The following is a 13036-nucleotide window of genomic DNA, read 5'->3' as shown; positions in this document are numbered from 1 at the left end:
TCCGGGCGGCCGGCCACGCTTCACAGTCATCCGCGGCAGAATAGCGCCGCACACCGGCCGGCGGGGGTCCGCCCGCCGGCCGGCTGTCAACGCGCCCCGATCAGCTCAGGGGGCAGGTGTTGCGATAGTCCGAGACCCCACTGCTGGACGGGCCCGGGCAGATGAACTGGTCGTAGCGGGTGTCGTTGTCGACGAACCGCTTCAGCCAGGCCACCCCGAGGCGCCCGGTCAGCGTGTCGACCGACTGCGGGAAGAAGTGGCTGGCGTTGTTCAGCTCCAGGTAGCCCTTCTCGCTGGCCGACGGGATCGAGTTGTAGAACGGGATCGAGTGCGACGCGACCGGGGCGATCGAGTCTCTCTCCCCACCGATGATCAGGGTCGGCACCCGCAGCGTCGACCAGCTCTTGGTGGCGTTCCAGGGCGCCAGCGGTACGGCGGCCTGCAGTGACGGGCGAGTGCGGGAGGCTTCGAGGCTGCCGCCCCCGCCCATCGAGTGACCCGCCACCGCCAGCCGGCTCGCGTCGACGCGCGAACGCACCCCGCTCGACCGGGTCAGGTAGTCCAGCGCCGCCAGCAACTGGTCGCCGCGCTGGCCGGGCTGGTCGTAGAGGGTGTTGGTCTCGATGCCGATCACGACGAAGCCGTGCGACGCGATGCGCGGACCCAGCCACGAGATGCTCGACCAGCGGGCGGTGAAGCCGGGCGAGATCGCGACCGCGCCGAACGTACCGTCGCTGGTGGTCGTCGGGTAGTAGATCGTGCCGCCGCCGAAGCCGCTGACCAGCGACGACACGTTCTCGGTGGCGACCGAGTAGGGGCCGCGGCCGGCGTCGAGCGAGGAGACCGTCGGGGCGGGGCCACGCTCGTACGGGTTGTCGGCTGCCTGGGCCGGCGCCGCGCCGAGCCCGACCGCGAGCGCGGCCGCCGCGGCCATCGCGAGGAACATCCGGCGAGGCCGGCGGGATTGAAGTACCTGCTGCACCTGACACGCTCCCGGGGGATAGGGAATTGATGGCGGTCAGTGTTTGCGCGGCTGCCGACGGTGCGCATCGGTGAAACCACCGGCCTTCTCGCAACGGCCCGTTAACACGGGTGAAATTTCGTCAATCGAAAAGTCCTCGTCGATGCCTTCCCCGCTCCGATCTGGGTGGACAGACTCACCGCATGCTTAATGCACCGGCAGTGCATGAAGTTTCGCCGGTCGGCCGCGACGCCGAGCTGGCCGTGATCCATGCCCTGCTCGCGGCCGCGAGGCAGGGCCACGGCGGCGCGCTGGTGATCGCCGGTGGCTACGGCGAGGGGCGATCGAGCCTGTTGCGCGCCGTCGCGGCGGCCGGGATGCGGCCCGTCGTCGTTCCAGGCCACGAGGACGAGGCGGGGCTGGCCCTCGGCGGCCTGCAACGACTGCTCGAACCGCTCGCCGCCCACGTCGACAGGTTGCCCGCCGCCCAGCGCGCCCCGCTGATCGACGTCCTCGCCGGACGCGAGTCGCCGGCCGGGCCGTTGATGCTGGGCGTCAGCACGCTGGCACTGCTACGTCTGGCCGCCGCTGACGGGCCGATGCTGATCGTCGTGGACGACGCGGACCGGCTCGACCCGCCGTCCTGGCTGCTGTTCCGGCTGCTCGCCCGCCGCCTCGCGGGCCTGCCCGTCGTCCTGCTGGCCGCCGTCGCCACGAGCGCGCGTGGTCACGCCGCCGCGTCCGGCCTTCCCCTGCTGCGCCTGACGGCACTGGACGAGGACGCCGGCCATCGCCTGCTCGCCGCCCGCGCCCCCGACCTGACCCCCGACGTCGCGGCCGCCCTCGTCGAGCTGGCCGCCGGCCACCCGGCCGCCCTGGTCGACCTCGTCACCACCCTCACCCCCGAACAGCGGCGCGGCCTCGCCCCGGCACCCACCGCCCTGCCGGCGGACAGCACCCTGCGGCTGCGGGGCCGCGCCGCCCTCGAATCCCTCCCACCCCGAACCCGCCACCTGCTCCTGCTGGCCGCCACCGATCCGCAGGCCCACCCGGGCGACCTGCTCGACGCCTCCGGCGACCGGGCGACGCTGGGCGACCTCGAACCCGCCGAGCGGGCCGGGCTCATCGCCGTGTCGGCGGCCGGGGTGCGGTTCACCCCGGCCGTGTTGCGGTCGGTCGTCCATGACGAGGCGCCGATCGGGCAGCGGCACCGGGCGCACGAACTGCTGGCCGGAGTGCTTGGCGACCGCGGCCATCGGCTGCGGTCGCTCCTGCATCGGGCGGCCCTCGTCCCCGGCCACGACGACGAGCTGGCCCGCGAGCTGCTGGAGGCCAGCGAGTCCGCGCCCGCCCGCGAGGCGTTCGAGGGACGACGCCGGGCCGCCGGGCTGAGCAGCGATCCGGTGGCGTCGGCGGGGGCTCTGCTGGCCGCAGCGCGGTCGGCGATGGCGGCCGGACGACCCCGCGACGCCCGGCCACTGTTGCAGCGGGCGTCCCGGCTGCGGGGCAGTGCCGTGGTGCGGTCGCGGGCCCGAGGACTGATCGCCGAGATGCGGGTGCGGCGCGCGCCCGCCGAGTCGCGTGACGTGCTGCTCGACGTGGCCGCCGAGCTTCTGCCGACCGACCCGGCCGGGACCCTCGACGCGCTGCTCGTCGCGGGGGAGGCGTGCGGGCGCACCGGCGAACCGGGCCGCTATCCCGCCCTCGCCCGCCAGGCCGCGGCCCGCTGGCCTCTCGGAGGCACCGGGCACGCGATGGCGCTGCACCAGGTCGTCGGGGTGGCCGACCTGATGAGCGGGGCCGACGACGCGGCCTTCGGTCACCTGCGCGAGGTGTTGCGGCTCGCCGAGCACGTCACCGATCCCGTCGCGCTCGTGCGTGCGGCGAACACGGGAATCCTGCTGGGGCAGGGCGAACGGGCGGCGCGCCTGGGGCACCGGGCCGCGGCCTCCGCCCGTACGCGGGGGAACGCCTTCATGGTTCCTGAGGCGCTGGAATCGGCCGCGTTCGCGGAGATGGCGGCCGGTCGATATGACGAGGCGACCGAGGCGGCCCTGGACGGGCTGGCCGTCGCCCGGGGCGCCGGACGGCCCGAACTGGCCGATGCCCACCTGGCCCTGCTCGCCCTGCTGGCCGCGTTGGCCGGCGACCGCGAGACCGGACGCGAGCGGATCGACACACTCGGGCACGTCGCCGGGGAGATTCGGGCACTCAGCGACTGGGCCGAAGCGCTGCTCGACCTCGTCGACGGCCGGCCTGAAGCCGCCGCCGGACGACTGCTGCGGATCGCCGGGGGCGACGGATCGATGACCTTGCGAGTGGCGATCGCCCCGCATCTCGTCGAGGCCACCGGCGCGGGCGGCGAGGCCTTCGACCGGTGGGCGGGCCGCACGGGACAGCCGGGATGGCTGGCGTTACGCAGCCGGTGCCGGGCGCTGACCGAGACCGAGGCGGCCGACGAGCACTTCCGCGAGGCTCTGGGCTGGCACGCCCGCGCCGCTGAACCCGGTTTCGCGCGGGCCCACACCGAGCTTCTGTACGGCCGGCACCTGCGCCGCCGTCGTCGGCCGGCCGAGGCCCGCGAACATCTGCGCCGCAGCGCCGCGACGTTCCACCGGCTCGACGCGCGGCCGTGGGCCGAGCAGGCCGCCCGTGAGCTGCGGGCGGCGGGGGAGCGGATCGGCCCGGTCGACCGCGCGCCGCTGACCGCCCAGCAGGAGAGGATCGCCGGGCTGGTCGCCGAGGGGGCGACCAACCGTGAGGTGGCCCAGCAACTGCACCTGAGCCCCCGCACGATCGATCACCACCTGCGCAACGTCTTCGCGCGTCTCGGCGTACGGTCCCGGACCGAACTGGCCCGGTTGCTCGCCTAGATCTTCTGCACCTCGACCGGCGTGACCAGAACCCGGTCACGGTCGCCGACCACGCGCAGCGGGCCGGTCAGGGTGACCCGGCCGGTGCACGGCAGGTCGTCGGCCGAGGTGCCGACCAGCACGTCGAGGTCGCCCGGCTCGACGACGCGGGAGAAGTCGCGGCCGGTGAACGCGGTGCGGTCGGCGTGCACCGTGAACGTCACGTCCTTGGCCTCGCCCGCCTCGAGCGGCACCCGGGCGAACCCGGTGAGCTGCTTGACCGGCCGCGTCACCTGCGCGACCAGGTCCTTCAGGTAGAGCTGTACGACCTCGTCGCCGGCCCGCCCGCCCGTGTTGGAGACCCGTACGGTCACGGTGAACTCGCCGTCGGTCGGCACGTCGGTGGCGCTGATCCGCAGATCGTCCACTTCGAACGTCGTGTACGACCGGCCGTGGCCGAACGCGAACAGCGGAGCCGGGTCGAGGTTGCTGACGCCGGTGTTCTCGGCGCCCAGCGAAGGCTGCAGGTAGGTGCCGGGCTGCCCGCCCGCGTGCCGCGGGATCTGCACCGGCAGCTTGGCGCCCGGGTTCACGCGGCCCGAGAGGATCCCCGCGATCGCGGCGCCACCCTCCTCGCCCGGCATGAACGCCTGCACCAGCCCGGCCGTCCTGTCCGCAACGGACCCCAGGGCGTACGGCCGTCCGGAGACCACGACCACGACGACCGGCTTACCCGTGGCGAGCAGCTCGTCGATCAGGGCGCCCTGCACGCCGGGCAGGCTCAGGTCCTCGGCGTCGCAGCCTTCGCCCGAGGTGCCGTGCCCGAACAGGCCGGCCAGGTCGCCGACCAGCGCGACGGTCAGGTCGGCGTCGCGGGCGGCGTCGACGGCGGCGGCGAAACCGGAGCGGTCGTCGCCGATGACCGCGCAGCCCCTTTCGTACACGATCTCGGTGTCGGGCAGCTCGGCGCGCAACGCGTCGACGGCCGTGGACACCTCGATGCCCAGACCGGCGTCGGGGTAACGCGGCAGCACGTGGTTCGGGAAGGCGTAACAGCCCATGAACGTACGAGGGTCGGCCGCGGCCGGGCCGACGACCGCGATCTTCGTGAGGCCCGGGGCGAGCGGCAGCGCCGAGCCGGCGTCGAGCAGGACGATCGAGCGTTCGGCCAGCTCGCGGGCCAGTTCGCGGTTCTCCCTGGAATCCAGGTCGGTGCCGTCGGCCGCCGCGACCGACTTCTCCGGCGTCCAGTCCGCGTCGAGCAGGCCCAGCTCGACCTTGTGGGTCAGCAGGCGGCGCACGGCCCGGTCGATCAGCTCCTCGGGCACGCGGCCGATCAGGTCGGTGCTGAAGCCCAGCGTGTCGGGCAGCTCGACGTCGATGCCGGCGGTCAGCGACTGGATGCCCGCGTCGACCATGTCGGTGGCGACGTGGTGGGTGCTGGCCAGGAACGGCACGGCCCAGTAGTCGGAGACGACCGTGCCGGTGAAGCCCCACCGGTCGCGCAGCAGCTCGGTGAACAGCCACGGGTCGGCTACGGCGGGCAGGCCGTCGATGTCCGAGTAGGAGTTCATCACCGAGCCCGCGCCGGCCTCGCGGATCGCGGTCTCGAAGGTCGGCAGGATGATGTCGAGCAGCTCGCGCCGGCCCATCGGCACCGGGCCGTGGTTGCGGGCCCCGCGCGAGGCCGAGTAGCCCGCGAAGTGCTTGAGCGTGGCGATGACCCCGGCGCTCTGCAGGCCGCGCACATAGCCCGCCCCGAGCAGACCCACCAGGTACGGGTCTTCGCCGATGGTCTCCTCGACGCGGCCCCAGCGGTAGTCGCGTACGACGTCGAGCACCGGCGACAGGCCCTGGTGCACGCCGACCGCGGCCATGTCGCGGCCGATCGCGGCGGCCATCCGCTCGACCAGCTCGGGATCGAAGGTGGCGCCCCAGGCGATGGCGGCCGGATAGACCGTGGCGCCGAAGGTGGTGAAGCCGGTCAGGCATTCCTCGTGCACGATCGCGGGAATGCTGAGACGCGAGTTGGCCAGGACGATGTGCTGCTGGCGGACGACCTCGGCGGCGCCCTCGGCGGGAGTGAGCGGATAGCTGCCGAAGACCCGGGTCAGGTGGCCCAGACCGTGCCGACTCGCCTCTTCGAGCGGTATGGTGCCGGATGCGGCGAAAACGTCCTGCATGGGAGCGACGTTGAGGGTTTCTTCAGAGTCGGCGGTCTCCTCGTCCTGCATGTCGTTTCCGACCCAGCGGCTGCCCAACTGGCCTATCTTCTCTTCGAGGGTCATCTCGGCGAGAAGAGCGTCGACGCGCTCACCGACGGGTAGCGCCGGGTCCTGCCATGGCCTGTGTGCCGGTCGTGTGGTCACGGCGCAACTCCTCAGTGTTTCCTTGATACTTCCGAAACTTTCAGTGTTTGCACAGCGCTTTGTTTCGGCGCTCGGTGATCTTAAACGGGGGCCTGCGAGCTGGTCGCGATCACGTCCACTCTTGCGGTGGGAGCGCGACCATCGCAAGACCCTTGACATGATCACCCCGAAACCCTACGTTAACGAAACCTTGTGTTAATTTGCGGTTGTCGAGCGAAAGTTGCAGCCTCTGTGACGCGGACGACCACCCACCACGGCGATCCTCTCGCCGCCGTTCGAGGCGGCATTCGAGTTCGGAGATCAGCGTGACCAATAACCCGATTTCCCGGCGTAACTTCCTCGGACTGGCCGCGGGCGCGGCCGGTGCCGCGGCGCTGGCCGCCTGTGGCAGCGACGGCCCGAAGGCGCCCGGCACCGGCAGCACCGGTGGCGGTGGCGGCGGCAGCGCCAGCTACTGGTCGCTCAGCGGCCCGCCCGGCGAGCCCGTTCGCAAGGCCGCGATCGAGCGCTTCAACAAGGCCAACGCGAGCACCAAGATCGAGGAGCTGTACTTCCAGAACGACGCCTACAAGCAGAAGATCAAGACCTCGCTGGGCGCGAACCAGGGCCCGACGATGATCTGGGGCTGGGGCGGTGGCGGCCTCAAGGAGTACGTCAACTCGAACCTGGTGGAAGACCTGACCGACTGGTTCGGTCAGAACGCCGCGGTGAAGGACAAGATCCTTGCCTCGTCGTTCGGTGCCGCCACGGTCAACGGCAAGATCTACGCGATGCCGATCGAGACCGTCCAGCCGATCGTGCTCTTCTACAACAAGAAGGTCTTCGAGCGGGTCGGCGTCCAGCCCCCGAAGTCGTGGGGCGAGATCATGGCCCTCGTGCCGAAGTTCAACGCCGCCAAGGTCGCTCCGTTCTCGCTGGCCGGCCAGTCGCGCTGGACGAACATGATGTGGCTCGAGTTCCTGCTCGACCGCACCGCCGGCTCCGAGGTCTTCGACCGCGTCTTCGCCGGCGAGAAGGACGCCTGGTCCGACCCGGCCGTCCTCGACATGCTCACCAAGATCCAGGACCTGGTGAAGGCCAACGGCTTCCAGAAGGGCTTCTCGTCGACCACGGCCGACTCGAACGCCGACCAGGCCCTGCTCTACACCGGCAAGGCCGCCATGATGCTGCACGGCTCCTGGTCGTACGGCATCCAGACCGCCAACGGTGGCAACTTCGTCAAGGAGGACGGCCTGGGCTGGATGAACTTCCCGGCCGTCGAGGGCGGCAAGGGCGACCCGTCGAACACGGTCGGCAACCCCGGTCAGTACCTCTCGATCTCGTCGAAGGCCACGCCCGAGGCGAAGGAGATCGCGAAGAAGTTCTTCTCGACCACCCTGGTCGACGACGACGAGAAGTCCGGCTGGGTCAAGTCCGGCGGCGTGCCGGTGCTGAAGAACAGCGACAGCCTCTTCACCGGTGGTGACGCCCAGTTCCTCAAGGACATGGCCGGCATCGCCAACGGCGCCAAGGTCTTCGCCCAGTCGTGGGACCAGGCCCTGAGCCCGACCGCGGCCGAGACGCTGCTCGACAACATCGCGAAGCTGTTCCAGCTGCAGGTCAGCCCGCAGCAGTGGGTCAGCGCCATGAACGGAGTCATCGGGAAGTGACGACCATCGCTCCGCCCGTCGTAAGGACGAAGGAGTCTCCACGGTCCAGCGGCGGGCGGGGCGGTTCCGTCGTCTGGATGGCCCTGCCGGCATTCGTCTGGTTCATCTTCTTCGGCATCATCCCGCTGATCGGCGTTCTCGCGCTCAGCTTCACCACCTGGAACGGCTTCGGCGAGATCGTGCCGTCCGGGCTGGACAGCTGGCGCGCCACGCTGAAGGACCCCGGTCTCCCGAACGCCCTCTGGGTCACGTTCCTGATCATGGCGCTGTCCTGGGCCGTGCAGACCCCGTTGTCGATCCTCCTCGGCGTCTTCCTCGCGACCAGCAAGCGCTACCGCGAGTTCCTCGCCGTGCTGTTCTTCATCCCCCTGCTGCTGAGCTCGGCCGCCATCGCGATCACCTACAAGTCGCTGCTCGACCCGAGCTTCGGTCTCGGCAGCGGCCTGGGCGTCGAGGCGCTCAACCAGGACTGGCTCGGCAACGCGACGCTGGCCATGGCCACCCTGATCTTCATCGTGTCGTGGCAGTTCATCCCGTTCCACACGCTGATCTATCAAGGCGCGGTACGGCAGATCCCCACGAGCATGTACGAGGCGTCCCAGATCGACGGGGCCGGCCGGGTGCGGCAGTTCTTCTCCATCACCCTGCCGCAGATCAAATACACGGTCATCACCTCGTCGACGCTGATGGTGGTCGGCTCGCTGACGTTCTTCGACCTCATCTATGTCCTGACCGCAGGCGGTCCCGGCGACGCCACCCGAGCGCTGGCGCTGCTCATGTACCGGCAGGGCTTCCAGGCCAACCTGATGGGGCCGGCCAGCGCGATCGCTGTCATCCTGGTCCTGGTCGGGCTCGCGCTCTCCCTGCTGCTGCGGCGGCTGGGCGGCCGGGCCGACGAGAGCCAGAGCGAAGGAGCCTGAGTTGGCGACCATCACCAAGCACGCACCGTCGCCGACCGTCACCGGCACCCCCGGTAGTCGTCTCCGTCGGCGCGCCCGGTCCTACAACTGGTTCGGCGGTGGCCTGAGCTGGGTCTGGCTCTTCATCGTGATGCTGCCGATCTATTGGATCGTCATCACCAGCTTCAAGACCCAGGACACCTACTTCGTCACCAACCCGCTGCTCCCGCCGTCCGACTTCACGTTGACCAACTACAAGACGGTCATCGAGAACGACGTCATCCGCTACTTCTTCAACAGCGTGATCGTCACGGTCGGCGCGATCGTCCCGGCCGTCGCGATCAGCTTCATGGCGGCGTACGCGATCGTTCGTGGCGCCGGGAACCGGCTGCTGAAGGTCATGAACTCGGTGTTCCTGATGGGCCTGGCCATCCCGCTCCAAGCGGTGATCATCCCGGTCTACCTGATCATCATCAAGCTTCAGATGTACGACACCCTGGCCGCGATCATCCTGCCGTCGATCGCGTTCGCCATCCCGCTGTCCGTGCTCGTGCTGGCCAACTTCATCCGTGACGTCCCGAAGGAACTCTTCGAGTCGATGCGCATGGACGGCGCCACCGAGTGGGGCACGCTGTGGCGGCTCGCGTTCCCGCTCACGCGGCCGGCGCTGGTCACGGTGACGATCTACAACGCGCTGGGCATCTGGAACGGGTTCCTGCTGCCGCTGGTGCTGACCCAGAGCCCCGACCAGCGGACGATCCCGCTGGCGCTGGCCAACTTCTCGGGCCAGTTCGGCATCAACATCCCGGCGATCGCCGCGTCGGTCACGCTGACGACGCTGCCGATCGTCCTTCTGTACGCCATCGGCCGCCGCCAGCTCCTCAGCGGTCTGACGGCCGGTTTCGGCAAGTAGGACGCACTGCACGACGGCCCCTGTCCTCGCGGACAGGGGCCGTTGTCGTCATCGCGGCTTTCTTATCGCGGGTTTCTTATCGCAGCGCGGCGGTGCTCTCGCGCACGACGAGCTCGGTTGCCAGCTCGACGCGGGGCGTCTCGATCGGCTCACCCCGAGACAGGCGCAGCACCGTACGGGCGGCCAGGCCACCCATGTCAGCCAGAGGCTGCCGTACGGTGGTCAGCGGCGGCGACGACCAGCGGGCCTCGGGCAGGTCGTCGAAGCCGATCACGCTCAGCTCGTCAGGCACCCGCAACCCGCGCAGGCGCGCCGCCTCGTAGACGCCCAGCGCCATCTGGTCGCTCGACGCGAAGATCGCGGTCGGCGGCTCGTCCCGGTCGAGCAGCCGCTCGGCCGCCGCGAAACCCGACTCGTGCCGGAAGTCGCCCGGCTCGATCAGCCGCCGGTCGACGCGCAGCCCGGCCGACTCGAGCGCCGCCCGGTATCCGTCGAGCCGTGCCCGGCTGCACAGCAGGTTGCGCGGCCCCTCGACCAGGCCGATGCGCCGGTGCCCCAGCGAGATCAGATGTTCGGTCGCGCTGCGCCCGCCCGACCAGTTCGTCGCGCCGATCGTCGGCACGTCGGCCGCGGCCCCGCCCGCCGGATCGATTATCACCATCGGCACGTTCAGCCGGTGCAGCTCGGTGCTCACCGGGCCGGCCCCGTCCCAGGTCACCAGGATGACGCCGTCGGACTGCCGGGACCGCAGATTCTGCAGCCACTGGCGGGTCGACGCCGTACGCCGGTGGATGGCCGACACGACGGTGCCGACGCCGGCGGCGTGCGTGACCTCCTCGACACCGCGGATCAGCTCGACCGCCCACGGACTGTCGAGATCGGGGAAAACCAGGTCGAGCAGGCCCGCGCGCAGCGGCTGCCGAGAGTTACGAGGGCGGTAGTCGTGCTCACGCAACAAATGTTCGATGCGGTCGCGCGTCTCGGGCGACACGTCCGTGCGCCCGTTGAGCACCCGCGACACCGTGGGAACGGACACCCCGGCCGCCTCGGCAATGGTCGCGATGGTGACTCGTCTTCCGGTCGCGGCCATCGTCTCTCCTCGCTCACACTTCAGTCTCCGCGAAACTTTCGTAACGGAGTTCCGGAAGTATTGCACATTCCGCGGCCGACAAGGGCACGTGCACACGTCTGAGGTCCGTGGAGTTCGGGTAAGGCCATCGACATGCCTCTCATCGCCGGCCGATACCGCCTGGGTGACCCGCTGGGCGAAGGCGGCATGGGCCGGGTCTGGCACGCCCGCGACGAGGTGCTCCAGCGCGAAGTCGCGGTCAAGGAAGTGCTGCTCCCCGACGAACTGCTCGCGGGGGAGCGAGACTCGGCCCACCGCCGTACGCTCCGGGAAGCCCGCGCCGCCGCCCGCCTCGGCCATCCCAACGTGGTGCAGGTCTTCGACGTGCTCGACGAGGACGGCCGCGCCTGGATCGTCATGGCCTACGTGCCGTCCCACTCGCTCGACGACGAGCTGAAAGCCTCCGGGCCGCTCGACCCGCGCCGCGTCGCCCGCATCGGACTGGACCTGCTGGCCGCCCTGCGCGCCGCGCACAGCGCCGGGGTCGACCACCGCGACGTGAAACCGGCGAACGTGCTGCTGGCCGACGACGGGCGGGTGCTTCTGACCGACTTCGGCATCGCCACGATCGAGGGCGAAAGCCAGATCACGAGCTCGAACATGCTGCTCGGGTCGCCCGAGTTCATGTCGCCGGAGCGCGCCAAATACGGGACGGCCGGGCTCGCGTCGGATCTGTGGTCGCTGGGAGCGACCCTGTATGCGGCGGTGGAGGGGCGCTCGCCGTTCCGTCGCGGCAACGCCCTCGCGACCCTGACGGCGCTGGCGGCCGACGAACCGGATCCGCCACGGCAGGCCGGGCCGCTCGAGCCGGTGCTGGTCGGGCTGCTCCGCAAGGACCCGGCCGAACGCCTCGACGCGAACGAGGCTGAGCACCTGCTGCGGGCGGCGGCCTCCGGCGCCTATGGCCACGCGCTGGTTCCGGCCCACGTCGAGGCCCCTGCGACCGACGACCTTCAACTGCCTTTTCCCGTACGGGGTGAGGCCGCACCCGCACCCGCTCCCGAGGCCGCCCCCGCCTCTGCTCTGCCGGATGCCGCCGTTGCGGGCGCACCCGCCCGTGAGGCATCCCCGCGTGAGTCCTTGCCTGAGGCGGAGCCCGCCCGTAGTGCCGCGCCTGCTGGTCCCGTCGCGCCTGCTGGTCCCGGTGCGCCTGCTGGTCCCGGTGTGCCTGCGCAGCGTCCGCCGTCAGATCCGGTGCAGCCGGATCGTCTGCTCCTGGATCAGCCCGATGAACCGCCCCCCGACACCGAGATCTCCAGTCCTCGTGGAGCGGGCTCCGCGGTTTCGTGGGGGACCGCCGCGCCGCCGTCTCCGCCCGACGCTGGTCCGCGCCCGCCCGCATCGCCGGGCCGCTGGATCCTGGTCGCGGCAGCCGTAGCGGTCCTCGCGGTGGCCGCCGTCGTCTGGGCCGTGACCCGCCCCGGCTCCGACAGCGGCGGCGGCGACCTGGTCGAGGCCGGTCAACAGCCCGCCTCCGCACCCGCCGCCACGCCCTCAGCCCCCGCCGGAACCTCCCGCCCACCGTCGTCCGCGGCCACCGCCTCACCCGCCAAGCCGCCGCCCTCATCCCCGGTGTCGACCGGTTCGGCCCGCCCGCCCCTGCCCGCGGGCTGGCGCGACTACCGCGACCCGACCGGCTTCGCCGTCTACGTCCCCCAGGGTTGGACGCGCTCCAAGGAAGGCTCCATCGTCTATTTCCGCGACAGCCGCTCCGCCCGCATCCTGGGCATCGACCAGACCGACACCCCGCACCCCGACCCGGTGGCGGACTGGCAGGAGAAAGCCGAATACCGCGTCTCCGTAGGCGACTTCCCGTCCTACCGCGAGGTCCGTATCGACAAGGTCAACTATTTCCGCAAGGCCGCCGACTGGGAGTTCACCTTCACCCGCAACGGCACCCGCCAGCACGTCAACAACCGCGGCGTAGTCACCTCGTCCAAACAGGCCTACGGCTTCTACTGGCAGACCCGCGACGCCGACTGGCAGCGCTACCGCCCCGACCTCCAACTGGTCTTCGATAGCTTCCGCCCCGCGGACTGAGGCAGAACGGCTCCGGCCCCGAGCTGTTCCTATCCGCCCACCCACCCGGGGAGCGGTGGTGTGGTCGGACCCTACTCCGGGCGGGCGGCAGCGGTTGGAGTTGTCCACAGCGAGCCGGCAGCGCTCAGAGTTGTCCACAGGGTCCTCAACCGGCCTCGTCGGCGTGGGAAACTTCGGCATCCCGCTGAACGGAGCGGAGCCCAACGGAGTGGCCGACCCGAGTG

At 70.8% G+C, this 13036-nt stretch carries 8 protein-coding genes; 5 read left to right on the top strand and 3 right to left on the bottom strand.

Translation table 11 applies throughout. The features are described 5' to 3' along the window. Positions 1-100: 100 nt before the first annotated feature. Complete coding sequence (locus EER30_RS40940) at positions 101-946, bottom strand: alpha/beta hydrolase family protein (protein ID WP_127507248.1); 846 nt, start codon at positions 944-946, stop codon at positions 101-103. A 236-nt stretch (positions 947-1182) separates the two neighbouring features. Between EER30_RS40940 and EER30_RS40935 the strand changes: the two genes are divergently transcribed. Continuing rightward, positions 1183-3834 carry a helix-turn-helix transcriptional regulator gene (locus EER30_RS40935; RefSeq protein WP_164842671.1) on the top strand — a complete coding sequence of 884 codons (2652 nt, stop codon included), beginning with the start codon at positions 1183-1185 and terminating at the stop codon, positions 3832-3834. Here EER30_RS40935 and EER30_RS40930 read toward each other — a convergent pair. Beyond that, positions 3831-6182, bottom strand: coding sequence for a glycoside hydrolase family 3 N-terminal domain-containing protein (locus EER30_RS40930; protein WP_349290915.1), 2352 nt, complete (start codon positions 6180-6182; stop codon positions 3831-3833). The two genes, EER30_RS40935 and EER30_RS40930, sit on opposite strands and share 4 nt — an antisense overlap. A 305-nt stretch (positions 6183-6487) precedes the next feature. Between EER30_RS40930 and EER30_RS40925 the strand changes: the two genes are divergently transcribed. The 3 genes from EER30_RS40925 to EER30_RS40915 all read left to right on the top strand — a co-directional run bounded on the left by EER30_RS40925 (position 6488) and on the right by EER30_RS40915 (position 9643). Further along, a complete protein-coding gene (locus EER30_RS40925; protein ID WP_127507244.1) occupies positions 6488-7831 on the top strand; it encodes an extracellular solute-binding protein in 1344 nt (447 codons plus the stop codon). Positions 7832-7908: 77 nt separating this feature from the next. Next, the gene (locus EER30_RS40920) at positions 7909-8751 is read left to right on the top strand and encodes a carbohydrate ABC transporter permease (RefSeq protein WP_127507242.1); all 843 of its coding nucleotides are present in this window, start codon (positions 7909-7911) and stop codon (positions 8749-8751) included. Between the two features lies 1 nt (position 8752). After that, positions 8753-9643: a carbohydrate ABC transporter permease gene (locus EER30_RS40915; RefSeq protein WP_240670628.1), complete on the top strand. Its 891-nt coding sequence runs from the start codon at positions 8753-8755 to the stop codon at positions 9641-9643. Between the two features lie 76 nt (positions 9644-9719). Here the strand turns inward: EER30_RS40915 and EER30_RS40910 are convergent, their stop codons facing one another. Further along, positions 9720-10733: a LacI family DNA-binding transcriptional regulator gene (locus EER30_RS40910; RefSeq protein WP_127507240.1), complete on the bottom strand. Its 1014-nt coding sequence runs from the start codon at positions 10731-10733 to the stop codon at positions 9720-9722. A gap of 132 nt (positions 10734-10865) precedes the next feature. Between EER30_RS40910 and EER30_RS49140 the strand changes: the two genes are divergently transcribed. Next, positions 10866-12812 carry a serine/threonine-protein kinase gene (locus EER30_RS49140; protein ID WP_240670627.1) on the top strand — a complete coding sequence of 649 codons (1947 nt, stop codon included), beginning with the start codon at positions 10866-10868 and terminating at the stop codon, positions 12810-12812. Positions 12813-13036 lie beyond the last annotated feature (224 nt).

Origin of the sequence: Actinoplanes solisilvae, assembly GCF_003999975.1 — a bacterium.
In the GTDB taxonomy this organism is placed as follows: Bacteria; Actinomycetota; Actinomycetes; order Mycobacteriales; family Micromonosporaceae; genus Actinoplanes; species Actinoplanes solisilvae.
This window is presented reverse-complemented; position numbering and strand designations above follow the sequence as displayed.